This window comes from Oceanisphaera sp. (genome assembly GCF_048268965.1).
Classification (GTDB): Bacteria; Pseudomonadota; Gammaproteobacteria; order Enterobacterales; family Aeromonadaceae; genus Oceanimonas.
This window is the reverse complement of record NZ_JBLWUK010000014.1, coordinates 47,645-74,262: the sequence shown is the minus strand read 5'-3', so window position 1 is coordinate 74,262 and position 26,618 is coordinate 47,645. Positions and strand designations below refer to the sequence as shown.

Annotated in this window: 25 protein-coding genes and 7 tRNA genes; 27 read left to right on the top strand and 5 right to left on the bottom strand. The window is 55.0% G+C overall.

Annotated features, from left to right (window positions below; genetic code table 11):
• Positions 1-181: 181 nt before the first annotated feature.
• The 4 genes from ACN0VL_RS08485 to ACN0VL_RS08470 are packed head-to-tail and all read left to right on the top strand — an operon-like array spanning position 182 to position 5,473.
• Entirely contained in the window at positions 182-1,378 is a 1,197-nt protein-coding gene (locus tag ACN0VL_RS08485) for a thiamine pyrophosphate-dependent dehydrogenase E1 component subunit alpha (protein WP_417616390.1), read from the top strand.
• Positions 1,378-2,355, top strand: a complete 978-nt coding sequence (locus ACN0VL_RS08480) for an alpha-ketoacid dehydrogenase subunit beta (protein WP_417616388.1) — start codon at positions 1,378-1,380, stop codon at positions 2,353-2,355. The genes ACN0VL_RS08485 and ACN0VL_RS08480 overlap by 1 nt, the downstream gene beginning before the upstream one ends.
• Positions 2,356-2,368: 13 nt before the next feature.
• Positions 2,369-3,628: a 2-oxo acid dehydrogenase subunit E2 gene (locus ACN0VL_RS08475; protein WP_417616386.1), complete on the top strand. Its 1,260-nt coding sequence runs from the start codon at positions 2,369-2,371 to the stop codon at positions 3,626-3,628.
• Positions 3,629-3,643: 15 nt separating this feature from the next.
• Positions 3,644-5,473: a protein kinase domain-containing protein gene (locus ACN0VL_RS08470; RefSeq protein ID WP_417616384.1), complete on the top strand. Its 1,830-nt coding sequence runs from the start codon at positions 3,644-3,646 to the stop codon at positions 5,471-5,473.
• Between the two features lie 330 nt (positions 5,474-5,803).
• Here the strand turns inward: ACN0VL_RS08470 and ACN0VL_RS08465 are convergent, their stop codons facing one another.
• Positions 5,804-6,412: an ACP phosphodiesterase gene (locus tag ACN0VL_RS08465; RefSeq protein ID WP_417616382.1), complete on the bottom strand. Its 609-nt coding sequence runs from the start codon at positions 6,410-6,412 to the stop codon at positions 5,804-5,806.
• The gene (locus ACN0VL_RS08460) at positions 6,409-6,915 is read right to left on the bottom strand and encodes a CBS domain-containing protein (RefSeq protein WP_417616380.1); all 507 of its coding nucleotides are present in this window, start codon (positions 6,913-6,915) and stop codon (positions 6,409-6,411) included. Before ACN0VL_RS08460 ends, ACN0VL_RS08465 begins: the two co-directional genes overlap by 4 nt.
• Positions 6,916-7,124: 209 nt before the next feature.
• Here ACN0VL_RS08460 and queA point away from each other — a divergent pair, with 209 nt between their 5' ends.
• The 23 genes from queA to ACN0VL_RS08345 all read left to right on the top strand — a co-directional run bounded on the left by queA (position 7,125) and on the right by ACN0VL_RS08345 (position 23,086).
• Positions 7,125-8,177: a tRNA preQ1(34) S-adenosylmethionine ribosyltransferase-isomerase QueA gene (queA, locus tag ACN0VL_RS08455; RefSeq protein WP_417616378.1), complete on the top strand. Its 1,053-nt coding sequence runs from the start codon at positions 7,125-7,127 to the stop codon at positions 8,175-8,177.
• A gap of 173 nt (positions 8,178-8,350) precedes the next feature.
• A complete protein-coding gene (gene tgt, locus ACN0VL_RS08450) occupies positions 8,351-9,496 on the top strand; it encodes a tRNA guanosine(34) transglycosylase Tgt (protein ID WP_417616376.1) in 1,146 nt (381 codons plus the stop codon).
• Between the two features lie 93 nt (positions 9,497-9,589).
• Positions 9,590-9,919 (top strand): preprotein translocase subunit YajC, encoded by a 330-nt coding sequence (gene yajC, locus ACN0VL_RS08445; protein ID WP_417616375.1) that lies wholly within the window; start codon positions 9,590-9,592, stop codon positions 9,917-9,919.
• Between the two features lie 21 nt (positions 9,920-9,940).
• Positions 9,941-11,794 carry a protein translocase subunit SecD gene (gene secD / locus ACN0VL_RS08440; RefSeq protein WP_417616373.1) on the top strand — a complete coding sequence of 618 codons (1,854 nt, stop codon included), beginning with the start codon at positions 9,941-9,943 and terminating at the stop codon, positions 11,792-11,794.
• Positions 11,795-11,803: 9 nt separating this feature from the next.
• Positions 11,804-12,748 carry a protein translocase subunit SecF gene (gene secF / locus ACN0VL_RS08435; RefSeq protein ID WP_417616371.1) on the top strand — a complete coding sequence of 315 codons (945 nt, stop codon included), beginning with the start codon at positions 11,804-11,806 and terminating at the stop codon, positions 12,746-12,748.
• A 119-nt stretch (positions 12,749-12,867) separates the two neighbouring features.
• On the top strand, positions 12,868-13,752 hold the full coding sequence (gene nlpI / locus ACN0VL_RS08430) for a lipoprotein NlpI (protein WP_417616369.1): 885 nt from the start codon (positions 12,868-12,870) through the stop codon (positions 13,750-13,752).
• Between the two features lie 163 nt (positions 13,753-13,915).
• Positions 13,916-14,653, top strand: coding sequence for a tRNA (cytosine(32)/uridine(32)-2'-O)-methyltransferase TrmJ (gene trmJ / locus ACN0VL_RS08425; protein ID WP_417616367.1), 738 nt, complete (start codon positions 13,916-13,918; stop codon positions 14,651-14,653).
• Between the two features lie 79 nt (positions 14,654-14,732).
• The gene (iscR, locus tag ACN0VL_RS08420; RefSeq protein ID WP_417616365.1) at positions 14,733-15,191 is read left to right on the top strand and encodes a Fe-S cluster assembly transcriptional regulator IscR; all 459 of its coding nucleotides are present in this window, start codon (positions 14,733-14,735) and stop codon (positions 15,189-15,191) included.
• Positions 15,192-15,279: 88 nt separating this feature from the next.
• The gene (locus ACN0VL_RS08415) at positions 15,280-16,494 is read left to right on the top strand and encodes an IscS subfamily cysteine desulfurase (protein WP_417616363.1); all 1,215 of its coding nucleotides are present in this window, start codon (positions 15,280-15,282) and stop codon (positions 16,492-16,494) included.
• Between the two features lie 38 nt (positions 16,495-16,532).
• Positions 16,533-16,919 (top strand): Fe-S cluster assembly scaffold IscU, encoded by a 387-nt coding sequence (gene iscU / locus ACN0VL_RS08410; protein WP_417616361.1) that lies wholly within the window; start codon positions 16,533-16,535, stop codon positions 16,917-16,919.
• Between the two features lie 11 nt (positions 16,920-16,930).
• On the top strand, positions 16,931-17,254 hold the full coding sequence (gene iscA / locus ACN0VL_RS08405) for an iron-sulfur cluster assembly protein IscA (RefSeq protein ID WP_417616359.1): 324 nt from the start codon (positions 16,931-16,933) through the stop codon (positions 17,252-17,254).
• A gap of 9 nt (positions 17,255-17,263) precedes the next feature.
• Entirely contained in the window at positions 17,264-17,782 is a 519-nt protein-coding gene (gene hscB / locus ACN0VL_RS08400) for a co-chaperone HscB (RefSeq protein ID WP_417616357.1), read from the top strand.
• A gap of 5 nt (positions 17,783-17,787) precedes the next feature.
• Positions 17,788-19,632, top strand: coding sequence for a Fe-S protein assembly chaperone HscA (hscA, locus tag ACN0VL_RS08395; protein WP_417616355.1), 1,845 nt, complete (start codon positions 17,788-17,790; stop codon positions 19,630-19,632).
• Positions 19,633-19,634: 2 nt separating this feature from the next.
• Complete coding sequence (fdx, locus tag ACN0VL_RS08390) at positions 19,635-19,973, top strand: ISC system 2Fe-2S type ferredoxin (protein WP_417616354.1); 339 nt, start codon at positions 19,635-19,637, stop codon at positions 19,971-19,973.
• 13 nt (positions 19,974-19,986) lie between these two features.
• Positions 19,987-20,187, top strand: a complete 201-nt coding sequence (gene iscX, locus ACN0VL_RS08385) for a Fe-S cluster assembly protein IscX (protein ID WP_417616352.1) — start codon at positions 19,987-19,989, stop codon at positions 20,185-20,187.
• A 180-nt stretch (positions 20,188-20,367) separates the two neighbouring features.
• On the top strand, positions 20,368-21,663 hold the full coding sequence (pepB, locus tag ACN0VL_RS08380; protein ID WP_417616404.1) for an aminopeptidase PepB: 1,296 nt from the start codon (positions 20,368-20,370) through the stop codon (positions 21,661-21,663).
• Positions 21,664-21,998: 335 nt separating this feature from the next.
• Positions 21,999-22,075, top strand: a tRNA-Met gene (locus tag ACN0VL_RS08375).
• Positions 22,076-22,080: 5 nt separating this feature from the next.
• Positions 22,081-22,165, top strand: a tRNA-Leu gene (locus ACN0VL_RS08370).
• Positions 22,166-22,182: 17 nt separating this feature from the next.
• Positions 22,183-22,257 (top strand) — tRNA-Gln (locus ACN0VL_RS08365).
• 287 nt (positions 22,258-22,544) lie between these two features.
• A tRNA-Gln gene (locus ACN0VL_RS08360) sits at positions 22,545-22,619 on the top strand.
• Positions 22,620-22,827: 208 nt separating this feature from the next.
• Positions 22,828-22,904, top strand: a tRNA-Met gene (locus tag ACN0VL_RS08355).
• A 5-nt stretch (positions 22,905-22,909) separates the two neighbouring features.
• Positions 22,910-22,994: transfer RNA gene (locus tag ACN0VL_RS08350), tRNA-Leu, on the top strand.
• Between the two features lie 17 nt (positions 22,995-23,011).
• Positions 23,012-23,086 (top strand) — tRNA-Gln (locus ACN0VL_RS08345).
• A 649-nt stretch (positions 23,087-23,735) separates the two neighbouring features.
• On the opposite strand, the gene ndk is transcribed toward ACN0VL_RS08345, so the two are convergent.
• The 3 genes from ndk to pth all read right to left on the bottom strand — a co-directional run bounded on the left by ndk (position 23,736) and on the right by pth (position 26,143).
• Complete coding sequence (gene ndk / locus ACN0VL_RS08340) at positions 23,736-24,167, bottom strand: nucleoside-diphosphate kinase (protein ID WP_417616350.1); 432 nt, start codon at positions 24,165-24,167, stop codon at positions 23,736-23,738.
• Positions 24,168-24,424: 257 nt separating this feature from the next.
• Entirely contained in the window at positions 24,425-25,516 is a 1,092-nt protein-coding gene (ychF, locus tag ACN0VL_RS08335; RefSeq protein WP_417616348.1) for a redox-regulated ATPase YchF, read from the bottom strand.
• A gap of 30 nt (positions 25,517-25,546) precedes the next feature.
• Positions 25,547-26,143, bottom strand: coding sequence for an aminoacyl-tRNA hydrolase (gene pth, locus ACN0VL_RS08330; protein ID WP_417616346.1), 597 nt, complete (start codon positions 26,141-26,143; stop codon positions 25,547-25,549).
• Positions 26,144-26,618: the final 475 nt, after the last annotated feature.

The window sequence follows — 26,618 nt, the reverse complement described above, 5'->3', positions numbered from 1 at the left end:
TTGTGTAAAGAGTGAAGCGTAAAGCGTGAGGGACGCTCCACCACCACCAAGCTCCCCTGAATGGGCGCATTTCCGTCGCTTTATTCATCAGGTGTTATAATTGGCGGCAGAGCAAGCGGCCATCAACAGACAAGTTTGGCCCCGTTTCCTGACTCGCCTGATCGGCGATGGGAGTGATGCCATGAGCAATGCCACAAACAACCCGAGCAATACCACCACCCATACCGTGCATCAGGCAGAATTTACCGACCCGCACGCCCTGACGATTCCCACGCTCAGCATATTGCAAGAAGACGGCAGCCTGTTTGCCGGCGCCTCTACCCCCAGCCTGGATCGCACCACGGCGCTGAAAATATACGACAGCATGGTTTTCATTCGTATTTTGGATGAGCGCATGCTGGCGGCACAGCGTCAGGGGCGGATCAGCTTTTATATGCAGTGCCTTGGGGAAGAAGCCTCTACGGTGGCCAGCGCCGCCGCTCTCGACCCAAAAGACATGATCATGGCGCAATACCGAGAGCAGGGGGCCTTGCATTATCGGGGGTTCACTCTGACCCAGTTCATGAACCAGCTATTGTCCAATGACAGGGATCTCGGCAAGGGGCGGCAAATGCCGGTGCACTACGGCAGCCGGGACTTGCACTTCATGACCATATCCTCCCCCCTGGGCACCCAGATCCCCCAGGCCAGTGGCTATGCCTACGGGCAAAAGCTGAAAGGCCAAAATAACCTCACCCTCTGTTATTTTGGTGAAGGCGCCGCCTCGGAAGGGGATTTTCATGCCGGCATGAACATGGCAGCCGTGCTGGGAGCGCCGGTGATTTTCTTCTGTCGTAACAACGGCTATGCCATTTCCACCCCCGCCCATGAGCAGTTTGTGGGCGACGGCATTGCCTGCCGTGGCGTCGGTTATGGCATGCAGGCCATTCGGGTAGACGGCGCCGATGCGCTGGCGGTCTATGAAGCCACTCGTCTGGCGCGCAAGCTGGCGCTGGAACAGCATAAACCGATACTCATAGAAGCCGTCGCCTATCGGCTGGGGGCGCATTCATCTTCTGACGATCCCAGCGGTTACCGCTCCCGGGAAGAAGAGGCGCGCTTTCGCAAGCAGGATCCCATTGCCCGTTATAAATGCTGGCTGCAACGAAAAGGCTGGCTGGATGAAGCGGCGGATCAAATTGCCAGTGATGCATTGCGCCAGGAAGTGCTGGATGCCCTTAAAATCGCCGAAAAACGCGCCAAACCCCATATTGATACCTTGATTGGCGATGTTTATGCAGAGCCGACCGCGGCGCTCAAGGCGCAGCTCGAGCAGTTGAAATCGCATATCAGGCAATATCCCGATGCCTATCCGCTGAGCGCGGGGAGGTTTGAATAATGGCAGAAATGAACATGTTGCAAGCCATCAACCAGGCGTTGGATCTGGCCATGGCGCAGGATGAAAATGTAGTGTGCTTTGGCGAAGATGTCGGCCATTTTGGTGGTGTGTTTCGTGCCACCAGTCAGCTGCAGGAAAAATACGGCCAGGATCGCTGCTTTAACACGCCGTTGACCGAACAGGGCATTATCGGCTTCGCCAATGGCATGGCGGCCCTGGGTTTGAAGCCGGTAGCGGAAATTCAGTTTGCCGATTATATCTATCCCGCCTTCGACCAAATTGTCAATGAAACCGCCAAATACCGCTATCGCTCCGGTAATGAATTCAATGTCGGCGGTCTGGTGATCCGGACCCCTTATGGGGGCGGCATTGCCGGTGGGCACTATCACAGTCAGTCCCCCGAAGCCTACTTTGCCCATACCCCCGGCCTGAAAATAGTGATACCGCGTAATCCGGACCAGGCCAAGGGACTCTTGCTGGGAGCCATTGCCTGCCCGGATCCTGTGTTGTTTATGGAACCCAAGCGACTGTATCGCGCCAGTGTATGCGAGGTGGACGAGGCATATTACGAATATCCCCTGGGTCAGGCCGAGGTGTTGCAAGCCGGCAGCGACGTGACCGTACTGGCCTGGGGCGCCCAGTTGGAGGTGGTCGCCAAGGCGGTGGCGCTGGCAGAGCAGGAGGGGATTTCCTGCGAGCTGATTGATTTACGCAGCATCCTGCCCTGGGATCAGAGCGCCGTGATCGAGTCGGTACTGAAAACCGGCCGCCTGGTGATCAGCCACGAGGCGCCGCTGACCGGCGGATTTGCCGGTGAGATTGCCGCCACCATTCAGCAGCACTGTTTTTTGTATCTGGAAAGCCCCATAGCGCGGGTGTGTGGCCTGGACACCCCTTATCCATTGGCGCTGGAAAAGGAATACATGGCCGATCATCTCAAGGTGTTCGTCGCCATAGTGGATGCATGTAACTTCTAGGTTAGGGGGCCGTATGAAACAGGACTTTTATCTGCCGGATATAGGCGAAGGCATAGTGGAGTGCGAACTGGTGGAATGGCTGGTGGCAGAAGGAGACACGGTCGTGGAGGACCAGGCCATTTGCGATGTGATGACCGACAAGGCACTGGTACAGATACCAGCGATCCACAATGGCGTGATCAGCAAGCTGTATGTGGCCAAGGGGGAGATGGCCCGGGTGCATGCACCGCTATTCGCCATGGAGCTGAGCGAAGCCGAGCAGAATGAACCCTCCGGCTCCTCGGTGGTGGAACAGCCTGAGCCTCAGGTCGCCAAAGCAGTCCCCGTTTCCGCCCCTCCCCCGGATTCGCCCCCTCAGGCAACCCAGGATAAAACGCACATCGCCGATGAGCGGCCGGCCATGAATAGCGGAAAAGCGCTGGCCAGCCCGGCGGTGCGTCGGCTGGCACGAGAGCAGGACGTGATCCTGAGCGAGGTACCGGGTTCCGGAGAAAAAGGGCGCGTCTATAAGGAAGACATCACCGCCTACCTGGCGCAGCAAGATCAATCCCGGGCCAAACAGACTGAACCGGAAACCCACACAGAGCCGTTAACGGGCATTGCCGCTGCCATGTCAAAACAGATGACGGCGTCGTTGCAGGTGCCGCAGTTTACCCTGTGCGATGAACTGGCCCTGGATGAACTGCTGGCGATGAAAGACAAGTTGACCCCCTTGTTTGCCGAGCAAGGTATCACGCTGACGCTGCTGCCTTTTTTTCTCAAGGCCCTGTCGCTGGCGCTGCATGATTTTCCCAAGCTGAACAGCCAGCTCAATGCCAGTGGCACCCAGGTGACCTATCAGCCTCGGCATCATATTGGCGTGGCGGTGAATACCGATGCCGGCCTGCTGGTGCCCGTGCTGCGTGATTGTCAGCAACAATCCTTATTGAGCATAGCGGCCGAGCTGGAGCGATTGACCCAGGCGGCGCGAGCGGGGCGGCTGACGCCGGTCGAACTGCAGGGGGCCACCATTACTCTGTCCAATATCGGTGCCCTGGGCGGTCTGGTGTCCAGCCCTATCGTCAATCCTCCCCAGGTGGCCATTGCCGCCCTGGGGCATTGGCAGAGGTTGCCACGTTTTAACGAGCAGGAAGAGCTTGAGGCGAAAGCGCTGATGATGTTGTGCTGGTCGGCAGATCATCGTCTGATCGATGGCGCGACCCTGGCGCGTTTCAACCGCTGCTGGTGCCGGTATCTGGAGCAACCCGCGCGCATGCTGGCTCAGCTGCGCTAAGGGGGCGAGCCACAGATGGACAGGCACCAGCTGCATAACTTTTATATTCCCGAAGAACAGTCGATTTATCTGCTGAATGCCAACGACGCCAAAAAACTCAAAGACTGGATTGCCTTGTGTATCTGCAAGCTGCAAGAGCTGGGCTATCGTCATATTCAGTTGGTGGGCCAGGGTGCTTACGGCTTTACCTTTGCCGGCATCGCCGAGCCGGGTCAGGAATATGCCTTCAAGTTTTCGCGCATTACCTTGCCGCTGCACATTCGCGAACGGCTGGCCGATGAAGCCTATATGCTGGCGCAGATAGATCATCCCGGCGTCCCTACCTATATCACCTATCAGCGCATCAAGAAGCAGGGCATCCTGATGATGAGCCGCGCCAGAGGCATCGACTTAGAGCAGTACAGTCTGCGCCAGGGGCCGTTGCCGCCTCGCCAGCTCATCGATATTGCCGCCCAGCTGGCAGAAATTCTGCAGGCGTTGCGCAATCACCACCAGCAGGGGCAGCCGGCGCCTGTGGTACACGGCGACATCAAACCGTCCAATATCGTCTTCGATGCCGACAGCGGCCATATCAAGCTGGTGGACTGGGGCTCGTCGGTATTTGCACAAACCGACAGCAAGGGGCAGTTTATTGCCACCAATGTGATGCAGCTGATGGCGGCGGATCTGCAGCACAGCAATGCACGACTGGGTGATATTTATTTTATTGGTCCCGAGCAACGAGACGGGGCGCTATCCAGCCCCCGGTTTGATGAACAAGGTGTGGCGGCTACCTTGTATGCGCTGGCTTCGGGGCAGGGCTGTCGCTTTGGTTGTGGCGTGATGCCGGCCAGCAGCCTGGGGTTGCCCAAAGAGTTTGCGCTCTTGCTGGACGGCTTGCTGGCACCGGATGCCAAGACCCGTCGCCTGGCGGGCGACTACCTGATCCCCACCATGGCCCGCCTGAAACGGCTGGTGCTGCCCGAGCTGCCCTTGCTCGACACCCGCCCCAAATTACCCGTGTGGGTCAGCCCGGAGCTGCACGCCATGGATACCGTCGTCTATTCGTCGCGCACCTCTTTTTTGCGAGAGCATAGCGAGCGGGCCAGCCTGTATGATGTCAACGACGCTCAGCTTGAACGCTATTACAAGAATTACCTGACGGGGATGGGAGAGAGTGAAAAAGCCTTTGTTGCGGCGGTGAGCCGTTTGGGGCGCTATCCGGTGGTGGGTGGGCTGGTGGTGCACTGGCAAGCCGATGGTCTCTATATCGACTCCAGTCTGAACTTGTATGATAGCGCGCTGGAGCATGCCTTTGTGCAGGCCGTTAATACGGTGGTCAAGCTGGCCCAGGCCATCGACAAGGTCGGCTTGTTCAAGGCCTGTTTATTTAATGCGCGCAACACCATTCACCTGAGTCGCAACCGCGCCATTGAGCCGTTTTATCCCTTGGCGGATACCGAAATTCCGTATCGCCTGGCAGACATTCCCAGTACTCACGCTGCCAGCCGGCAGCATTCCTATTTTGAAGATGGTCGAGATCCGGATGAACAACTGACCCTGCCACCCAGTATTATGGCGGTGCTGGCACGGCTTAACGATATTCATCACACCGGCTGTATCATCTTCGAAGTAACCCCGCACCACATGAAGCTGCACAGCTATTACCGGCTGCTGGATGCGAGTGCCGAGGCGGACTTTGCCGCCTTGTTACGGCAAATAGTGTCGCTTATTCCCGAGATCACCGATCAGGGAGTGGGTGGCTTCATGAAGTTACCCCACAAAAACACCCGCGTATTCGAGCATGTCCCACGGCAGCCCGATCTTTTTTATCCGGCAAACCCCAAGGCATGGGTAAAGGTCTAACAAGCCACCTCCCCCTGTAGTAGCTGCGACCGCTGCTAAATTCGGCAACGCCGGATCTGGGGCACCGGTTCGAGGCAATACGGCGATATATGAAATATCGAGACCAAGATGCCGCTCCGCGCCATTGCACAGCTGAAGCAGAGCCTACGAAAAACCAAATCATCGCCTCCTGTAGGAGCTGCTTTAGCTGCTAAATCCTGCGCAGCAGGATCTGGTGCACAGGTTCGACCCTTGGCTGTTTATTCTTCACCCATTACAGCCCTTTTCGCTCTTCGTCCGTGGTTTCCGTGGCGATAAATATTTTTAATTTTTAACAGCAAACTCGACACACTACTTGTATTCGTTATGCGAGCTTGCTTGGTGCTGGCTTACTTCGGCGATGGCAAAGGTCATCAGGTCGGGATAAAAATCCAGAAACGCCTGCTCCATGTCAGCATAGTGTTCTTGCAACAGCGGGCCGCAGTGCGGCAGGGGAGTAGGACGACGAAAGCGGTGATCGATGCGGGCAATAGCCAGGCTGATGCCGTCCAGAGTTTGATAGCTGGCCAGTAGCTGATAGTGCTGCATACGCTCAACCAGGGTCTTCATGGCGGTGGGCCAATGCTCATCGGGTATCAGCTGGGCGTGAGCGTAGTCGATGAACTCGCGCAGTGGCAAGGCATGGTAACGGGACCAGTGCCGCGCCAGAAAATGATCGAACATCATGTCCATGATAATGCCGCCATAACGGCGAAAAGGGCTGGGCAAGGCTCGTACCGCCCCCGCATGCAGGGGATGAGCATCAGTAAAACTGTCTATGCGTCTGTGTAGCCAAACGCCTTCCTGCAGCCGGGCGGTGAGCCGGGTATCTATGGCGCCTCTAACATACTCACCCAGCAGCGCACCCGACAAGCTGGTCTGGCTGCACTGCGCCAGATGCAGGTGGGCCAGGTAATTCATCGTGCCGCGAGATCGTCGCTGTCTTCTTCGGTGATGACCAGGTCGAGATCATCGGGATCGGGTTCGTCATCGGGCTGATCGGCCAGCTGGGCATCCAGCACTTCAAGCAGATGAATCGCCACGGTAACAAAGTCACTGTCGGTAACAATGCCCACCAGTTTGCCCTTGTCGGTCACCGGCAGGCAACCGTATTTATATTTTTGCAAATACTGTGCCGCCTCGCGAATACCGGCTCTGGGGCTAACGGTGGTCACATCCTGCACCATGATTTCGGATAGTCGGTGCTGCAGCAGAAAAGCGCCATTGTGATCGTTTTCCAGGCTCGACTCCTGGGCGGCCAAAATATCGCGCTGGCTAACCAACCCCACCAGAGTATCTTCTGCCAGCACCGGAAGGTGGCGAATATGGTGGCGCTGCATCAGGATACGGGCTTCGCCCAGAGTGGCGGAGGGAGGGAGACTAATCACATCGCGAGTCATAATTTCAGAGACGATAGCTGGCATGGTGTATTCCTCTCTTTTATATCAAGATAGCTGAATAGCAGCAGCTTGCATGACGGGGGTTGCCATAAAGCACCCACCCATCAAACATCCGGTACATCGACCTTACGCTATATTCTAATCATATGCATTATGCCGCCACCTTGGCGAATTGCCTTGATCCTGTCGGTCGGCCTCACTAGACTAGCGCCCGTTATTACAAGAGGTTGTGTATGCTGGTCCGCGATTTTTCCTTTGAGCTTCCCGATGAACTGATAGCCCGCCATCCCATGCCGGAACGCGGCGCGAGTCGCCTGTTACAACTGGACGGTAACAGTGGTGATATCAGTCATGGTCACTTCCACCAGGTTCTGGAGCGGGTTAATCCCGGTGACTTGCTGGTCTTCAATAATACCCGGGTTATTCCGGCCCGACTCTTTGGCCATAAAGCCAGTGGGGGCAAGCTGGAAGTACTGGTAGAGCGGGTGCTGGACGACAAGCGCGTTCTGGCTCATGTGCGTGCCTCCAAGGCTCCCAAGCCCGGTACGGCCCTGATACTGGAGCCGGACGTACAGGCCACCATGGTGGCTCGCCACGACGCCTTGTTTGAAATTGAATTTCACGATGACCACAGAACCGTGCTCGAGATCCTGGAAGCCGTTGGCCATATGCCGCTGCCTCCTTATATCGACCGGCCGGATACCGAAGCCGATAAAGAGCGTTATCAGACCGTATACAACGAAAAGCCCGGTGCCGTTGCCGCCCCGACGGCCGGCCTGCATTTCGACCAGCCGCTGCTGGATGCGCTGGTGGCCAAGGGCGCCGAGCTGGCCTTTATCACCTTGCACGTGGGTGCCGGCACCTTTCAGCCGGTGCGGGTGGATAATGTGCTTGAGCATAAAATGCACTCCGAATATATAGAAGTACCGGCAGGCGTAGTGGCACAAATTGAGGCCACCAGGGCCCGCGGCGGGCGCGTTATCGCCGTGGGCACCACCTCGGTACGCTCCCTCGAAAGTGCGGCCCAGGCGGCTCTGGCCAACAATACCCCGCTGGCGCCTTTTTACGGGGATACCGATATTTTTATCTACCCCGGATATCGCTTTCAGCTGGTGGATGCCATGATCACCAACTTCCACCTGCCCGAATCAACGCTGATCATGCTGGTGAGTGCCTTTGCCGGTTATGATCATATTAAAGAAGCGTATCGCCAGGCCATCAGCGAGCGTTATCGCTTCTTTAGCTATGGCGATGCCATGTTTATTACGCGGCAGAGCAAATTATAAAGAACCGTAAGGTGTGAAGTGTGAGACGTAAGCTGCAAAGCGTGAGACGTAAGTCGGGATCGCACATATGTGGTGTACCCAGGGCATTGGTTTGCCCCTTACTCCTCACGTCTCACCCCTCACCTGTTTTAAAAACAAGGTTGGACTGTTTCTCTGACCGTAAGAGGTAATTGATGAAATTTGAACTGGATACTACCGATGGCCTTGCCCGTCGTGGCCGCATGATATTTGACCGTGGTGTGGTGGAAACCCCCGCCTTTATGCCGGTGGGAACCTACGGCACTGTCAAGGGCATGACGCCGGAAGAGGTGGCCGACACAGGCGCGCACATTCTGCTGGGCAATACCTTTCACCTTTGGGTGCGCCCGGGGCAGGAAGTGATGAAGCTGCACGGCGACTTGCATGACTTCATGAACTGGCAGGGGCCGATACTGACCGACTCCGGTGGCTTTCAGGTATTCAGCCTCGGTGACATTCGCAAGATCACCGAAGAAGGGGTTTATTTCCGGAACCCGGTCAACGGTGACAAGATATTTCTCTCGCCGGAAGTGTCGATGGAAATCCAGTACGATCTGGGTTCCGACATCGTCATGATCATGGACGAATGCACGCCTTACCCAGCGACCTGGGAAGAGGCTAAAAAATCGATGGAAATGTCGCTGCGCTGGGCCAAGCGCTCGCGGGATCATTTCGACAAGCAGGGTAACAAGAATGCCTTGTTTGGCATTATTCAGGGCAGCATCTACGACGATCTGCGCGATGAGTCGCTGGCCGGCCTGCTCGACGTGGGCTTCGACGGCTATGCGGTCGGTGGACTGGCGGTGGGCGAGCCCAAGCACGAAATGCACCAGGTGCTGGAGCATATCTGTCCCAAGATACCCGCCGACAAGCCCCGTTACCTGATGGGAGTCGGCAAGCCGGAAGACCTGGTAGAAGGGGTACGCCGCGGTATCGACATGTTCGACTGTGTGATGCCCACCCGCAACGCCCGTAACGGCCACCTGTTTACCACAGACGGCGTGGTGAAAATTCGTAATGCCAAGCATAAAACGGATACCGGGCCGCTGGATGCCGAGTGCGACTGCTACACCTGCAAGAATTACTCCCGCTCTTATTTGCACCATTTAGACAAGTGTAACGAGATATTGGGTGCGCGTTTAAACACCATTCACAACCTGCGTTACTACCAGCGAGTAATGGAAGGTTTACGCACGGCCATAGAGCAGGGTAAATTAGACGCCTTTGTTGCCGACTTCTATGGCCGTCTGGGCAGACCTGTTCCAACCGTAGGGCAGCAGGTAATAGAAAACGAGCAATAAAAATGGTTGAAGAGGGGTGAGCATCTGACCTCTCTTTTCTTTTAGGTACGAGTTTTATTCATCGCTTTAATCATCAATGAGGAACGAAAAACAATGAACTTTATCTCTAACGCTTATGCTCAAGGTGGCGGTGCCGCAGGTGGTGGCATGGAAATGATCATCATGCTGGCGGTGTTCGGCCTGATCTTCTACTTCATGATTTTCCGCCCTCAGTCCAAGCGAGTCAAAGAGCATAAGAACCTGATGTCTTCCCTGAGCAAAGGCGACGAAGTGCTGACCAACGGTGGTTTGGTGGGCAAGATTGCCAAAATTGCTGCCGACAGCGATTACGTGGTACTGAGCCTGAGCGAGCAGAGCCAGGTCACCATCAAGAAGGACTTCATTACTGCCGTTCTTCCCAAGGGTTCTATTCAGTCCCTTTAATTCCTTGTCGAGGAGCACAGCGTGTTAAATCGATATCCGCTGTGGAAATACTTGATGGTGATCGCCGTGATCACCATCAGTTTTCTATATGCAGCACCCAATTTATTTGGTGAAGACCCTGCGTTGCAGGTGTCAGGCTCTCGTGGTAGCCAGGTTACCACCGCGGTATTAGCCCAAACACAGCAGCGCCTGAACGAAGCCGGCATAGAAATAAAAAGTGCCGTACTGGAAGACAACCAGTTGCTGGTTCGTTTTCGTAATACCGACGATCAGCTCAAAGGCAAGGATCTGATTGCCCAGGCGCTGGGTGATGACTACATCACCGCCCTCAACCTGGCACCCGCAACCCCGCACTGGCTCGAAGCCATTGGTGCCGGACCGCTGAAGCTGGGCCTCGATCTGCGAGGTGGCGTGCACTTCTTGATGGAAGTGGACATGGCGGAAGCCCTGAACCGGGTTCAGGAGCAACGAATTCAGGACTTTCGTACCGACTTGCGCGAGAAACGCCTGCGCTATTCGGGTGTATTAACGAAAGATGACGGCACCCTGGTGGTGTTCCGTGATGCCGATACCCGTGATCAGGCACTCAGCTTTTTACGTGGCCGCTATCCGAGTCTGGTGTTTTCCGAGCGGGACAACGGCGACAATCCCGGCCTGTTTGCCGTCATGAGCGAGCAGCGACTGAAAGAAGTAAAAGAATACGCACTGCAGCAAAACATCACCATCATTCGTAACCGGGTCAACGAGCTCGGGGTGGCCGAGCCCCTGGTACAGCGCCAGGGTGCGGAACGCATAGTGGTCCAGTTGCCGGGCATTCAGGACACGGCCCGCGCCAAGGAAATACTGGGGGCAACCGCTACCCTGGAATTCCGTCTGGTGGATGAAAAGGCAGACATAGCCGCCGCCAATGCTGGCCGCATTCCTGCCAACAGCGAATTACTGCGCGACCGTGACGGCCGCCCCGTGGTATTGCACAAGCGCATTATCCTGACCGGTGAACACATTGTTGACGCCAGCGCCAGCATGGACGAGTTCAGCCGCCCTCAGGTGAATATCAGCCTGGATGCACCGGGTGGTAGCCGCATGGCCGATTTTACCAAGGATAACGTGGGCCGCCCCATGGCGACCGTGTTTACCGAGTATAAAACCGGTGAAGAGCGAAACGAGGACGGCTCGCGACAATTCAACAAGCAGCAGGAAGTGATCAACGTGGCGACCATTCAGTCGCGACTGGGCCGAAGCTTCCGTATTACCGGTATCGACTCCATGGCAGAAGCACAAAACCTGTCGTTACTGTTGCGAGCCGGCGCCTTGATTGCCCCTATTCAGATTGTGGAAGAGCGCACCATAGGTCCGAGTCTGGGTAAGCAGAACATCGAAAACGGCATGATGGCCATGCTGTACGGCATGTTGGCCGTGGTGCTGTTCATGATGATCTATTATCGCAAGTTCGGCCTGATCGCCAATGCGGCCTTGCTGGCCAACCTGGTGATCATTATCGGTGTCATGTCCATGGTACCCGGTGCCACCATGACGCTGCCGGGTATTGCCGGTATCGTATTGACCATAGGGATGTCGGTAGATGCCAACGTGCTGATCTTCGAACGCATACGTGAAGAACTGCGCGATGGCCGCGGGATACAGCAGGCCATTCACATCGGGTATGACAAGGCGTTGGGCACCATTGCCGATGCCAACATCACCACCCTGATCACCGCCATTATCCTGTTTGCCGTGGGCACGGGTCCGATCAAGGGCTTTGCCGTTACCTTGATGATAGGGATCCTGGCTTCCATGTTTACCGCTATTGTGGGAACGCGAGCGCTGGTTAACCTGTTCTGGGGCGGCAAGCGTCTCAGCAAACTGTCGATATGAGGAAATAACATGTTTGAGATCCTCAAAACCCGGGCGCCCATTCGCTTCATGCACTATTCGAAAGCGGCGACCGTCGCTTCACTGGTGTTGATTGCGCTGTGCTTTTTCAGCCTGTTTACCAAAGGGCTGAACTGGGGGCTGGACTTCACCGGTGGTACTGTGGTGGAAGTGGCGTTCGAGCAAGCAGTAGAGCTGGACGCAGTGCGTGATAACCTGGAACAGCTGGGCCTGAGTAGTGCTACCGTGCAAAACTTTGGCACCAGCCGGGATATACTGATCCGGCTGGCGCCTCAGGCGGGCGTGGATGTGCAGCAGCAGGGTGACGCTGTGCTGGCCGCCATGGCACAAACCCAAACCCCCGTGGAAATGAAGCGGCTGGAGTTTGTGGGGCCGGCCATTGGTAAAGAGCTGGCCGAGCAGGGTGGTCTGGCCATTCTGGTGGCGCTGCTGAGTATTCTTGTCTATGTGGGAATGCGTTTCGAGTGGCGTCTGGCATCCGGTGCCGTCATGTCATTGGCACACGATGTCATTATTACCCTGGGTGTCTTTTCCTGGCTGCAGATTGAAGTTGATCTGACCATAGTGGCGGCCTTGCTAACGGTGGTGGGTTACTCGCTCAACGACACCATAGTGGTGTTTGACCGGGTGCGGGAAAACTTCCGCCGGGTGCGTAATACCAGTACCGCCGAGGTCTTCAACGAGGCCATTACCGAGACCCTGAGTCGAACCTTGATCACCTCTGCCACCACCCTGGTGGTGGTGATTGCCCTGTTTATGAAGGGCGGAGCCTTGATTCACGGTTTTGCCACGGCCCTGTTGCTGGGCATCGGTTTTGGTACCTACTCTTCAATTTATATCGCCAGCGCCTGGGCCATGATGCTGGGGGTGCAGCGGGAGCACATGCTACCGCCACAGGTAGAAAAAGAAGGGGCAGATCAAGAGCCGTTGGCTTAAGAATGTCTATACTAAAGGGCCCCGTTGGGGCCCTTTTTGTTATGGAGTTCATTTGCAACATGACAAATGGCGCAGAGCTGCTTAACATGTGTTCATAATAAGACAAGTTCGGAGCCGTCTTGAACGAAAGATTATTGCTCGGCCCTTTAGTGCTTCTTGGCAGCCTGTTGGCTGGTTGCAGTTCACCCAGCGTAGTCACGCCTACTCTGGTTCTTCCTGTGCCTATGCAGGTGTCCTACGAAAGTGAGCTGGGAATTGCCCGACTGGGGCAAATGCTGAATTCTCCCGGGTTAACCCCCGAACAACGTGCCGAGCTGTTTTTTCAGCGTGGTGTCATTTTCGATCGTGTTGGCTTGCGAGCAATGGCGCGACTGGACTTCAATCGCGCCTTGCGGGAAAGACCGGATTTTGCCGATGCCTATAATCTGAATGGTGTTTATCTGACCCAGAATCAGGAGTTCGATGAAGCCTACGAGGCTTTCGACTCGGCGCTGGATCTGGCTCCGGATTATGCCTATGCCAACCTCAATCGTGGCATCGCCCTGTACTATGGCGGGCGGCCACGGCTGGCAGCACAGGATCTCAAGGTGTTTCTCGACGACGAGCCCGGTGACCCTTATCGGTTATTGCTCTGGTATCTGGCGCTGGAGCGTCTGGATCCCGAGGCGGCGCTGGTCACCTTGCAACAACATCAGCAGCAGTATGGCAACGATGAATGGACCTGGGATATTGTGAATGTCTACCTGGGAACCGTGACCGAAGAGCAGCTGCTTAACCGCATTGCAGAAGAAAGCGCCGATAACAAGGAGCTGGCCGAACGGTTATGTGAAGCCTACTTCTACCTGGCCAAGCGTGCTCAGCGCCAGGGTGACCTCGAGAGCGCCGAAGTCTATTTCAAGCTGGCACTGGCCACCAACATCTACGACTTTGTCGAACACCGCTACTCACTGCTGGAACTGAACTTGATCGAGCAAGGTGGCGAACTCAGGCACGCGCGGAAATAAAGCTGGAAGCTGAAAGTTAAAAAAGCAGTGAACCTGTAGGTCCGCTGCTTTTTTTTGTCTCTCACACTTCACGTTTTCCCCTCAACTGTGTTTATCATTCTCTTACAGCGGCCGTTCACTGTGTTAGAATCTTGCGCCTTAAGCACCCTTGGATTCTCTGCACATGCTTGAGCAAATACGAATCGTGTTGGTTAATACCTCACACACCGGCAATATCGGCTCGGCCGCACGCGCCATGAAAACCATGGGGCTGGGCGAGTTGTGGCTGGTCGATCCGGTTAACCCGATAGACGATCAGGCGATTGCCCTGTCGGCCGGCGCCAGTGACATTCTGGAACGGTCCACCACAGTGGCTACCCTGGCCGAGGCCGTCGCCGATTGCGGCCTTGTCATTGGCACCAGTGCCCGTTCTCGTACCTGGTCCTGGCCCATGCTGGATGCGCGCGAAGCGGGCAACAAAGCCATAGCCGAAGCCCCAAAGCACAAAGTGGCGCTGGTATTTGGCCGTGAACGTACCGGTTTGAGCAACGACGAGTTACAGCAGTGCCATTATCACGTGGCTATTCCGGCCAACCCGGAATACAGCTCCCTCAACCTGGCCATGGCGGTGCAAACCATCAGCTATGAAACCCGTATGGCCTGGCTGGCCCGGGAGCAGAGTACAGACGCAGAACCGGAGCAGGATTATCCCCTGTCGCAGGATCTGGAGCGTTTCTATGTGCATCTGGAAGAAACCCTGCTGGAAACCGGCTTTATCATCAAGCCTCATCCGGGGCAGATTATGACCAAATTGCGCCGTCTGTTTACCCGTGCGCGACCCGAAGCCTATGAACTGAATATCTTGCGTGGCATTCTCACTTCGATACAAAAAACGGGCCGCCAGCGGGGCGATAATAGTTGACTGTATCACTCGGGTTAATACTTGACTGAAACAGTCGGGTATGACACCCTGATGTCATATCTGGAAAGGGTTTAATTACATGAGACTGACATCAAAAGGGCGTTATGCAGTTACTGCCATGCTCGATGTAGCCTTGCACGGCGACGCAGGACCTGTGTCACTGGCCTATATCTCCGAGCGACAGGGAATTTCCCTGTCCTATCTTGAGCAGCTGTTTGCGCGATTGCGCAAGCACGGGCTGGTGAGTAGTGTGCGTGGTCCCGGTGGTGGATACCGATTGGGTATGGAGCAATCCGCCATTTCCGTCGGAGCCATTATCATGGCCGTCGACGAGTCGGTAGATGCCACCAAATGCCAGGGGAAGGGCGATTGCCAAGGTGGTAATCAGTGCCTGACCCATTCACTCTGGTGCGCACTCAGTGATCGCATAAGTGACTTTCTTGAAGGTATAAGTTTAGCCGAGCTGGTCAGTCAGCAAGGTGTGCGGCGCATCGCCGAGCAGCAAGACAGTAAAGTAAGCCTGTTAACTCTGGAATAATACGAGTAACAGCAAGTGAGCCCGAACCTATTTATTAAATGTCGATGACAAGACTGCCGTACAGAGCAGCGTTGTAATGGAGAATATAATGAAACTGCCCATTTATCTCGACTATGCGGCTACCTGCCCGGTAGATGCACGCGTTGCCGAAAAGATGATGCAATGTCTGACCCAAGACGGTATTTTCGGTAACCCGGCTTCCCGTTCGCACCGCTTCGGCTGGCAGGCGGAAGAGCTGGTCGATATTGCCCGTAATCAGATTGCCGACTTGATTAATGCCGACCCGCGTGAAATCGTGTTCACCTCGGGTGCAACCGAGTCTGACAACCTTGCCATCAAGGGGATAGCCAACTTCTATGGCAAGAAAGGCAAGCACATTATTACCTCCAAGACCGAACATAAAGCCGTGCTGGACCCATGCCGCCAGCTGGAGCGCGAAGGCTATGAGGTAACCTACCTCGAGCCACAGTCCAGCGGCCTGTTTACCCTGGAGCAAATTGAAAATGCCCTGCGTGAAGACACCATACTGGTGAGCATCATGCACGTGAACAACGAAACCGGTGTTATTCAGGACGTTAAAGCCATTGGCGAGCTGTGCCGCAGCCGCAAGATCATGTTCCATGTTGATGCCGCACAAAGTGCCGGCAAAATCGACATCGACGTGAAAGACATGAATATCGACCTGCTGTCAGTATCCGCACACAAGGTATACGGCCCCAAGGGCATAGGTGCACTTTATGTGTCCCGCAAGCCTCGGGTTCGACTGGAAGCCCAGATGCACGGCGGCGGTCACGAAAGAGGCATGCGCTCCGGTACCCTGGCTACCCACCAGATTGTGGGCATGGGTGAAGCGTTCCGTATTGCCCAGGAAGAAATGCACGCCGAAGGCGAGCGTATTCTGGCCTTGCGTCAGCGCCTGTACAACGGCCTTAAAGACATCGAAGAAGTATATGTAAACGGTGACCTGGAACAGCGGGTGCCGGGTATTCTGAACATCAGTTTCGCCTATGTAGAAGGTGAGTCCCTGATTATGGCGCTGAAGGATCTGGCGGTCTCTTCCGGCTCGGCTTGTACGTCTGCCAGCCTGGAGCCTTCCTATGTACTGCGTGCCTTGGGTCTGAACGACGAACTGGCGCATAGCTCCATTCGTTTCAGCATCGGACGCTTTACCACCGAAGCGCAAATTGACTACGCCATTCGTCTGGTCAACGACGCCATCGGCCGCCTGCGTGACATGTCTCCACTGTGGGAAATGTTTAAAGACGGAATAGATTTGGATCAAGTTGAATGGGCACACCATTAAGGTGTCTAAACCATTAAAGCATGGGTGAGGAATAAATCATGGCTTACAGCGAAAAAGTAATAGATCACTATGAAAACCCCCGTAACGTGGGCGGTTTCGACAAGAACGACCCGAGCATTGCTACCGGTATGGTGGGTGCTCCGGCCTGTGGCGACGTCATGAAACTGCAGCTGAAGATCAGCGACGCAGGCATTATTGAAGACGCCAAGTTCAAGACCTACGGCTGTGGCTCTGCCATTGCGTCCAGCTCGCTGATTACCGAGTGGGTAAAAGGCAAGAACCTGGAAGAAGCGGCCAGTATCAAGAACACCGATATTGCCGAAGAGCTGGCGTTGCCACCGGTAAAAATCCACTGCTCCATTTTGGCCGAAGATGCCATCAAGGCAGCGATTGAAGATTACAAGAAGAAGAAAGACCTAGCGTAAACGGAGACACCATGGCGATCACCATTACCGATGCAGCTGCACAGCGGGTGCGGACCTTCTTGAATAACAGAGGCAAAGGCCTTGGCCTGCGCCTGGGAGTGAGAACTTCCGGTTGTTCTGGCATGGCTTATGTACTTGAATTCGTCGACGAACTGTCAGAAGGCGATCAAGTGTTCGAGCATGGCGACGTCAAGGTGATCGTCGATAGCAAAAGCCTGGTGTATTTAGACGGTACCGAACTCGACTTTGCCAAAGAAGGCTTGAACGAAGGCTTCAAATTCAACAACCCCAATACCAGTGGGGAATGTGGATGCGGCGAAAGCTTTAACGTTTAAGGACGCAGCATGAACTATTTCGAGCTGTTTGATTTGCCGGCAGAGTTTGCACTGGATAATCAGACGCTGGCCGAAACCTATCGGGGGCTGCAAATGCAGTTCCATCCCGATAAGTTTGCCGCTCGCCCTGAGCGAGAGCGTCTTCAGGCGGTACAACGTGCCGCCTTAATCAATGATGCCTTCACTACGCTTAAATCACCTCTCAGTCGCGCCGAACATCTGCTTGCTTTGCAGGGCGTCGAACTGCATGCCGAGCAGCAAACACTTAAAGATCCCGCGTTCTTGATGCAACAAATGGAATGGCGTGAACAACTGGCAGACATCAGTGATGCACCAGATGTATTTGCCGCCATCATGGCGTTTGATCAAGAGCTGCAGCAGGCCACGGCCGACTATTATGCCGAGCTGGAACAGCAACTGGGCGCGGCTCAGTGGCAAGAGGCCGCCGATACGGTACGTAAACTTAAATTCATGACTAAGCTGCATACCGAACTCGAACGTTTGGAAGATGCGCAGCAGGAATTCTAACCCTAATGGCATTATTACAAATATCTGAGCCGGGCCAGAGCGCGGCTCCGCATGAGCATAAATGGGCGGTGGGTATCGATTTGGGCACCACCAACTCGCTGGTGGCCGTGGTACGCAGCGGTTCGCCCGAAACCCTGGTTGACGATCAAGGCCGCGACTTGCTGCCCTCTGTGGTGCACTATACCCAGGATAGCCTGCGAGTGGGCCACGATGCCAAACGCGAAGCAGACCAGGATCCGCAACATACCTTCGCCTCGGTCAAACGACTGATGGGCAAGGCGCTTGCCGACATCCCCCATCAGCGTTTGCCCTATATCTTTCGCGATACCAACAACGGCATCATAGAGCTGGACACCCCTCAGGGGCCGGTTAATCCGGTGCAGGTGTCGGCCGAAATTCTGAAGGCGCTGGCCGAGCGAGCCGAAGCCAGCCTGGGTAATCCGATACAAGGCGCCGTGATCACGGTGCCGGCCTATTTTGATGATGCCCAGCGCCAGGGCACCAAGGATGCGGCACAACTGGCCGGTCTTGAGGTATTGCGCTTACTGAACGAGCCCACGGCAGCAGCCATTGCCTACGGGCTGGACTCGGGACAGGAAGGCGTGATTGCCGTCTTCGATCTGGGCGGTGGTACCTTCGATATTTCCATCCTGCGATTGCATCGTGGTGTCTTCGAGGTGCTGGCTACCGGTGGTGACTCCTCTTTGGGCGGCGATGACTTTGACCATGCCCTGGCCGACTGGATCCAGCAACAGGCCAATATCGGCGAACTGAGCCCGACCCAGCAGCGCAATCTGCTGGATGTGGCCTGTGCCGCCAAGCAGGCATTAACCGACAGCGACACCGTAGACATCCGCTGGCAAGACTGGCAAGGCACCTTGACCCGTGCCGACTTTGATGCGCTTATTCTGCCCTGGGTCAACAAGACCCTGATGGCCTGTCGCCGCGCCCTGAAAGATGCAGGCGTCACGGCGGCCGAGGTGCAGGAAGTGGTGATGGTGGGCGGCTCGACCCGGGTGCCACTGGTGCGCCACCGGGTGGGGGAGTTCTTTGCCACCGAACCGCTGACCAGTCTGGATCCGGATAAAGTGGTGGCCATTGGTGCCGCCATTCAGGCAGATATACTGATCGGCAACAAGCCCGACAGCGACATGCTGTTACTGGACGTGATCCCCTTGTCACTGGGGCTCGAAACCATGGGTGGTCTGGTAGAAAAGGTGATCCCGCGCAATACCACCATACCCGTGGCGCGTGCGCAGGAATTTACCACCTTTAAAGATGGCCAGACCGCCATGGCGATTCACGTGGTACAGGGGGAGCGCGAGTTGGTGGCCGACTGTCGCTCACTGGCCCGCTTTAACCTGACCGACATACCGCCGATGGCGGCCGGTGCGGCGCATATTCGCGTGACCTTTCAGGTGGATGCCGATGGTTTATTGTCGGTCAGCGCCATGGAGAAATCCTCCGGCGTGCAGGCAGATATCGAGGTTAAACCCTCTTACGGCCTGAATGAAACCGACATTGCCACCATGTTGAAAGCCTCGTTCGAGCATGCCAAAGAAGACCTTGACGCGCGCATGCTGGCCGAGCAAAAAGTAGAAGCGGCGCGCGTCATCGAAAACATCGTCAGTGCGCTGGCGGCAGACGGCGCCGAGCTGCTCGACGATCAAGAGCGTGCAGACATAACGGCGGCGGTTGAATCGCTGCAACAGAGTGCCACAGGTGACGACGTGGCTGCCATCAAGCTCGCCATAGAGCAGACAGACAAACAAACGGCTGACTTTGCTGCCCGACGCATGGATGCCTCCATTCGTCGCGCCCTGGCCGGACAACGTGTAGATAAGGTGTAACGATGCCGAAGATTGTTTTTTTGCCTCATCCTGAACTGTGCCCGGAAGGGGCTCAGCTTGAAGCCGAACTGGGTGAAACCGTATTGGATGTTGCCTTGCGCAATGGTATCTACATTGAGCACGCTTGTGAAAAATCCTGTGCCTGTACCACCTGCCATGTCATAGTGCGTGAAGGCTTCGACTCCATGGAAGAAAGCTGTGAGTTGGAAGACGACATGCTGGACAAGGCCTGGGGGCTGGAGCCTGAGTCACGTCTTGGCTGTCAGGCCAGAGTGAGCGATGAGGATCTGGTGGTCGAGATCCCTAAATATACCGTGAACATGGTATCGGAAAGCCAGTAATCGGGGAGGGCGTATGAGTCTTAAATGGACGGACAGCCAGGATATAGCGCTTGAATTGCTGGCCGCTTATCCTGAAACGGATCCTAAAACCGTGCGCTTTACCGATCTGCATCAGTGGATTTGTGCGCTCGAAGATTTTGATGATGACCCCAAGGCGTCCAACGAGCGCATTCTGGAAGCCATCATCATGATCTGGATGGATGAATACGACTAACCGATCAGCAGTAACGGTGAGGAGTGAATGGTAAGGCGTGGGGTGTTTCCCCTAACGCTTCACTCTTTACCCTTGCCGTTCTTTAACTCACAGCTTTCAGCTGCATCAAAGCCACAGTTCTTGCTGTGGCTTTTTGCGTTCTTCAGTTAACCAGTTAACAGACCCCGATAAGGAATCATGATGTCATCAATAATGAATGTCGTGCTCTGCAGTGAAGCAGCCCCCGCCCACTGGGGCGAGAAGGCACTGTTGAGCTTTAATGCAGATGAAGCCCGGGTACATGTGCCCAATGGCAGCGAACGAGAACGCAAGGCACAGCAAGCCGGTCGCAGGCTCGATGCCATGGGCATCAAACAGGTACGCCTGAGTGGGGATGGCTGGCAGCTGGAAAGCCGCTGGGCCTTTGCCCAGGGGTTTTATAACGCCCGGGGCGAACAGCTGCTGGAGTGGGGCGACATGCCCGCCGACGAGCTGACCGAGCTGGAAGCGCGTAACAAGGCGGCTCGCTGGGTACGGGAAATGATCAATGGCACGCCAGAGGATGTCTATCCCGCATCTCTGGCCGCCAATGCTGGCAAGTTTATCCAATCCCTGGCTCCCAACAGCGTGACCTATCGCACCTACAGCGGCGAACAGCTCAAAGACATGGGGTATGTAGGTCTCTATGAAGTCGGCCGTGGCAGCGAGCGCAGCCCCATCATGCTGGAGCTGGACTTCAACCCCAGCGGTGAGGATGACGCGCCGGTTGCCGCCTGTCTGGTTGGCAAGGGCATTACCTTTGACTCGGGCGGCTACAGCATGAAGTCGTCAGCTGGCATGTCGGTCATGAAGTCCGACATGGGCGGCGCGGCAACGGTCACCGGGGCACTGGCCCTGGCGATTCAGCGCGGCCTGGCACAGCGCGTCAAGCTGTTTTTGTGCTGCGCAGAAAACCTGGTGTCCGGCCACGCTTACAAGCTGGGGGATATTCTGACCTACCAGAACGGCATTACCGTTGAAATCCTTAACACGGATGCCGAAGGTCGACTGGTGCTGGCCGATGGTCTCCTGGCGGCCAGCGCGACCGGTGCGCCCTTTATTCTGGACGCCGCCACCCTGACCGGTGCCGCCAAAATGGCACTGGGCCGCGACTACAACGCCGTGTTCAGCATGAACAACGAATTGGCTCAGGCCACGGTAGCGGCTGCCGATGCGGAGTATGAAAAAGCCTGGCAGTTGCCCCTGGAGCCATTCCATGTGGGCCAGCTAACCTCGTCTTTCGCCGATATGGCGAATGTGCATGGTGGTGAAGGCATGGCCGGCGCCTCTACGGCGGCGGCATTTCTGTCTCGTTTTGTACCGGACGACGGCCGCCAGTGGGTGCACCTCGACCTGGCAGGTGCCTATCAGAAGGCTGCCAACGATCTGTGGGCCGTGGGTGGCAAGGGGCATGGCATACGCACCATCGCCGCCATGTTGGCTCGGGTGTGCCGTTAATCGCTTAAAAGAGGTGAGGGGTAAGGCGTAAAGAGCGAAGCGAACCAGCCCCCGCTGAGTCGATTTTTTTGTAGGGTGCCGCTTTAGCCGGCACTCCCGTCTCAGCGTGTATTTCACTAAAGAGTCTGTAGCTTCCAGCTTATTTTGTCTATTCTACCGCCTAAGCGTCTACTTTGTGGCCGAACAGTTGAAACTCGCCTGTTTTTATATAAAAAACGGTTGACGATCTTGGGCCTGGTACGCATAATGCGCCCCGTTCGGTAACGCAATGCCCACTACCAAGGGCTACCTGTAGCAGGATGTATTTTGTTGCAAGAGAAGCTTATCGATGCAGTGGCTATGTAGCTCAGTTGGTTAGAGCACATCACTCATAATGATGGGGTCGCAGGTTCGAATCCCGCCATAGCCACCATTTTTGCGGGAGTGGCGAAATTGGTAGACGCACTAGATTTAGGTTCTAGCGCCGCAAGGTGTGCGAGTTCAAGTCTCGCCTCCCGCACCATATTGAAGCTAAAAAATTGGGGTATCGCCAAGCGGTAAGGCAGCGGGTTTTGATCTCGCCATTCCCAGGTTCGAATCCTGGTACCCCAGCCATATTAAAAAATTCGCTGAATGAAGCGGGTTTTGCTCTCGGCCTCAGTGCCCAGGTTCGAGTACTTGTACTCCAGCCATATTGAAGAAACTCGCTAAAGCAGCGGGTTTTGATCTCGGCCTTAGTGCCCAGGCTCGAGTGCTTGTACTCCAGCCATATTAAAGAAATCGGCTGAAAAAGCGGGTTTTGAGATCAGGTCTAAGTACCTGAAGCGAAAGTAACAAGAAACTTAGTAGCTAAGTAACTTGTAAAAAATTGGCTATATGCTATAAATATCAGCCAGAAAAATTGGGGTATCGCCAAGCGGTAAGGCAGCGGGTTTTGATCTCGCCATTCCCAGGTTCGAATCCTGGTACCCCAGCCATATTCAAAAAACTTGCTGAACGAAGCGGGTTTTGATGTCGGCCTTAGTGCCCAGGTTCGAGTTCTTATACTCCAGCCATATTCAGTGTTTTGAGTAATCCATAAGAGTTACTTGAAATCGAAGTTTAAGTAAGACAATTGCAGTGTAGGCCTGAGTGTCGATTTCACATTAAGAGTGAATGAGATAAAAAGTTCTGGTTTACCATTGTGGCTATGTAGCTCAGTTGGTTAGAGCACATCACTCATAATGATGGGGTCGCAGGTTCGAATCCCGCCATAGCCACCATTTTTGCGGGAGTGGCGAAATTGGTAGACGCACTAGATTTAGGTTCTAGCGCCGCAAGGTGTGCGAGTTCAAGTCTCGCCTCCCGCACCATATTGAAGCTAAAAAATTGGGGTATCGCCAAGCGGTAAGGCAGCGGGTTTTGATCTCGCCATTCCCAGGTTCGAATCCTGGTACCCCAGCCATATTAAAAAATTCGCTGAATAAAGCGGGTTTTGCTCTCGGCCTCAGTGCCCAGGTTCGAGTACTTGTACTCCAGCCACATACAAAAAACCAGCCAAAAGGCTGGTTTTTTGCTTTCTGTTATCTAGAAAACCCATAATCAGCCCGTCAGCTTTCAGCTTCAGATAAACCAGCCCAATACACTGATCCCCTGTAGCCGGCGCTTTGAGAAGTTGATACTCACCATTTCAGCCCACTGCGAATATTCACTGGATATTCGATTAAGCTGAAATGATTCGTCACGGCGAGGTAGGCTCGCCCCTGCGGAGCAGGATAGTTTGTTAAAACCCGCCTCTGGCATTCTATGGTTGGCTGCGACAATTCCCTTTGACTGCTCAACCACATAGCTCTGTCATTTAATCAGTTTGGTAGAAGTACAAGCGCGCCTAAAAGCGCACGCGCGATCCAGGAGCGTTCGGCACTACAAGGTGGCTGATGCTATCGGTTACTCTGAGCGATGCAAAGGAGGGGGGCTGGCTGCTCTTGAGGGTGATGCTCGACAGAAGGTTGCTTGAGCAAGTAGCCGGTTCATAACCCGGCCGCCATTTACCCATTAAAAAAGGAGCCGAAGCTCCTTTTCTTATCAACAACTAAAGTGTTTAACGTTATCCCTTAGCGGGTACGTGGGCACAGCTCTTCGTCGCTGAAGAAGTACGCGATTTCGCGAGCAGCAGAAGCGGCAGCGTCGGAACCGTGTACGGCGTTTTCGTCGATGCTGTCTGCGTAGTCGGCGCGCAGGGTACCGGCCAGGGCGTCAGCTGGGTTGGTTGCACCCATGATTTCACGGTGACGCAGTACGGCGTTTTCGCCTTCCAGAACCTGAACCATAACAGGACCGGAAGTCATGAAATCAACCAGCGCTTTAAAGAAAGGACGCTCGCTGTGCTCGGCGTAGAAGCCTTCAGCCTTGGCTTGATCCAGGTGTACCATTTTTGCAGCCACAACTTTCAGGCCAGCAGTTTCAAAACGATTGTAGATGGCACCAATCAGGTTTTTTGCTACGGCATCAGGCTTGATGATGGAAAAAGTACGTTCGATAGCCATGTTGATTCCTTAATATATCAATCAATAAGATCAGGGGTGAAAACCGCGCGATTATACGTAAAAGCGGACAAAATTAACACCGTTACCCCATAATTTAATTCAACTTCAAAAAGCAGCGCCCGGTACCTGCCTGGCCGTCCCGCGAGCGATCTTCCGATCTGCGTCAGGATAACGGCACAAATAAAAAGCCCCGAACCGGCAGGCTCGAGGCTTTCTTTGGCCAGGCCCGGTGCAGGATGCCAGACTCGCTAAGCGACTTAAACGTTAAACAGGAAGTTCAACACATCACCATCTTTTACGATGTAGTCTTTGCCTTCTGCGCGCTGCTTGCCGGCCTCTTTGGCGCCTTGCTCGCCTTTAAAGGCAATAAAGTCATCATAGGCGATGGTTTGCGCGCGAATAAAGCCTTTCTCGAAGTCGGTGTGGATTTTGCCTGCCGCTTGTGGCGCTGTGGATCCTACAGGAATGGTCCAGGCACGGACTTCCTTTACACCGGCGGTAAAGTAGGTTTGCAGGTTCAGCAGCTCGTAACCGGCGCGGATCACCCGGTTCAGGCCTGGCTCTTCCAGGCCCAGATCAGCCATGAACTCGGCAGCTTCTTCGGCGTCCAGCTCGGCAATTTCCGACTCCATTGCGGCACACACAGGTACCACTATGGCGTTTTCGGCGGCGGCAATTTCCATCACCTGAGCCAGATAGGGGTTGTCTTCAAAACCGTCGTCATTGACGTTGGCAATGTACATGGTGGGCTTGATGGTCAGGAAGTTCAGGTATTCGATGGCCGCTTTTTCTTCTTTGCTCAGCTCAACGCTGCGCAATACCTTGGCTTCTTCCAGCGCCGGCAACAGTTTTTCCAGCACGGTGATTTCAAACTTGGCATCTTTGTCACCGCCCTTGGCTTTTTTGGCGTTGCGCTGAATAGCCCGTTCACAGGTATCCAGATCCGCCAGTGACAGCTCGATGTTGATGGTGTCGATGTCGTCTTTGGGGGATACCTGACCCGAAACATGAACGATGTTGTCGTTGTCGAAGCAGCGCACCACGTGACCAATGGCGTCGGTTTCACGAATATTGGCCAAAAACTTGTTGCCCAGGCCTTCGCCTTTGGAGGCACCCGCCACCAAGCCTGCGATATCGACAAACTCCATGGAGGTGGTCAGGATGCGCTGGGGCTTGACGATTTCCGCCAAAGCATCCAGACGCTTGTCCGGCACCGGCACCACGCCCGTGTTGGGCTCTATGGTACAAAATGGAAAGTTGGCGGCTTCAATGCCGGCCTTGGTGAGTGCGTTAAACAGAGTGGACTTGCCTACGTTAGGCAGACCCACGATACCGCATTTAAAACCCATGATATGTGTCCTGAAAGTGATGACAGAAAGTTACTTGGTGGAGTCGGCATTAAAGGCATGCAGGCGGTTCATTGCCTTGTTCATGCCATCGTTAAATAAAATATCGGTGCAGCGGGCGGCTTCATCAACCGCCGCTTCCAGCAGGCTGTGTTCGGCGGCGGGCGCCTTGGTCAGCACAAAGCCGGCTACCTGAGACTTGTGACCCGGATGGCCAATGCCAATACGCAGGCGATAAAAGTCTTTGTTGTTGCCCAGGCAGCTAATGGTGTCGCGCAGGCCGTTATGGCCGCCGTGGCCGCCACCTTGCTTGAAGCGCACCGTGCCTGGCGCAAGATCCAGCTCGTCGTGTGCGATTAAAATCGACTCGGGCGGAATCTGGTAAAAGTTGGCCATGGCGGCCACCGCCTTGCCCGAACGATTCATAAAGGTCGCGGGGATCAACAGGCGAACATCTCGCCCTTGAATGCGTACCCGGCCGGTCCAGCCAAAGAATTTTGCTTCTTCTTTCAATGGGCTGCCGTGCATGCGGGCAAGCTCGGCCACATACCAGGCGCCGGCGTTATGGCGGGTATTGGCGTATTCCGGACCCGGGTTACCGAGCCCGACAATCAGTTCGATAGGGTTCATATGCTGAGTCGGCCGTTAAAATGACGCTACATTCTAATTAAGAGCGGCAATAATGGCCACCTTGCTCGAACCAAACCGACATAATAGCGCGAAAAGAGCAGCCGAAGCGTAAAGAGTGCAAGGGGAGGGGAGCAGCACGAGGCCTAGGGTCTGTTGACCTTTTGCGGTTAAATTTTGTTCGAGTTAAACGCGATTTTATCGCGGCGAGCGGGTTGTAGCCTAGTCATTCTAAGCAAAGCCCGCTCAACAAAGAGAAAAGCGCGTTTAGCCGAACCCGCAGGGCAGCGCTTGTGGCGCCTTTCTACTGCGTTACTGCTCGTATTTATGGAAAGTGTGGAGAATGACTACATGGCACAAGCGCTGCCTTGTATAAAGGTGCCACAAACTGCTGCAAAAATGATCTCGAAAGGTCAACAGACCCTAATATTCCAGCCAGAACCTGTTTTGCCATACAAGTCACGAAAAGCGCGGAAGA

Excerpts from the sequence above, each read along its gene's own strand:
- iscA (WP_417616359.1), top strand. The coding sequence starts at position 16,931 with ATGGCGATCACCATTACCGATGCAGCTGCACAGCGGGTGCGGACCTTC.
- pth (WP_417616346.1), bottom strand. The coding sequence starts at position 26,143 with ATGAACCCTATCGAACTGATTGTCGGGCTCGGTAACCCGGGTCCGGAA.
- ACN0VL_RS08470 (WP_417616384.1), top strand. The coding sequence starts at position 3,644 with ATGGACAGGCACCAGCTGCATAACTTTTATATTCCCGAAGAACAGTCG.
- ACN0VL_RS08475 (WP_417616386.1), top strand. The coding sequence starts at position 2,369 with ATGAAACAGGACTTTTATCTGCCGGATATAGGCGAAGGCATAGTGGAG.
- trmJ (WP_417616367.1), top strand. The coding sequence starts at position 13,916 with ATGCTTGAGCAAATACGAATCGTGTTGGTTAATACCTCACACACCGGC.
- ACN0VL_RS08415 (WP_417616363.1), top strand. The coding sequence starts at position 15,280 with ATGAAACTGCCCATTTATCTCGACTATGCGGCTACCTGCCCGGTAGAT.
- hscA (WP_417616355.1), top strand. The coding sequence starts at position 17,788 with ATGGCATTATTACAAATATCTGAGCCGGGCCAGAGCGCGGCTCCGCAT.
- hscB (WP_417616357.1), top strand. The coding sequence starts at position 17,264 with ATGAACTATTTCGAGCTGTTTGATTTGCCGGCAGAGTTTGCACTGGAT.
- ACN0VL_RS08460 (WP_417616380.1), bottom strand. The coding sequence starts at position 6,915 with ATGCCAGCTATCGTCTCTGAAATTATGACTCGCGATGTGATTAGTCTC.
- pepB (WP_417616404.1), top strand. The coding sequence starts at position 20,368 with ATGTCATCAATAATGAATGTCGTGCTCTGCAGTGAAGCAGCCCCCGCC.
- secF (WP_417616371.1), top strand. The coding sequence starts at position 11,804 with ATGTTTGAGATCCTCAAAACCCGGGCGCCCATTCGCTTCATGCACTAT.
- queA (WP_417616378.1), top strand. The coding sequence starts at position 7,125 with ATGCTGGTCCGCGATTTTTCCTTTGAGCTTCCCGATGAACTGATAGCC.
- iscX (WP_417616352.1), top strand. The coding sequence starts at position 19,987 with ATGAGTCTTAAATGGACGGACAGCCAGGATATAGCGCTTGAATTGCTG.
- ACN0VL_RS08465 (WP_417616382.1), bottom strand. The coding sequence starts at position 6,412 with ATGAATTACCTGGCCCACCTGCATCTGGCGCAGTGCAGCCAGACCAGC.
- ACN0VL_RS08485 (WP_417616390.1), top strand. The coding sequence starts at position 182 with ATGAGCAATGCCACAAACAACCCGAGCAATACCACCACCCATACCGTG.
- fdx (WP_417616354.1), top strand. The coding sequence starts at position 19,635 with ATGCCGAAGATTGTTTTTTTGCCTCATCCTGAACTGTGCCCGGAAGGG.
- ACN0VL_RS08480 (WP_417616388.1), top strand. The coding sequence starts at position 1,378 with ATGGCAGAAATGAACATGTTGCAAGCCATCAACCAGGCGTTGGATCTG.
- tgt (WP_417616376.1), top strand. The coding sequence starts at position 8,351 with ATGAAATTTGAACTGGATACTACCGATGGCCTTGCCCGTCGTGGCCGC.
- ychF (WP_417616348.1), bottom strand. The coding sequence starts at position 25,516 with ATGGGTTTTAAATGCGGTATCGTGGGTCTGCCTAACGTAGGCAAGTCC.
- iscU (WP_417616361.1), top strand. The coding sequence starts at position 16,533 with ATGGCTTACAGCGAAAAAGTAATAGATCACTATGAAAACCCCCGTAAC.
- iscR (WP_417616365.1), top strand. The coding sequence starts at position 14,733 with ATGAGACTGACATCAAAAGGGCGTTATGCAGTTACTGCCATGCTCGAT.
- ndk (WP_417616350.1), bottom strand. The coding sequence starts at position 24,167 with ATGGCTATCGAACGTACTTTTTCCATCATCAAGCCTGATGCCGTAGCA.
- yajC (WP_417616375.1), top strand. The coding sequence starts at position 9,590 with ATGAACTTTATCTCTAACGCTTATGCTCAAGGTGGCGGTGCCGCAGGT.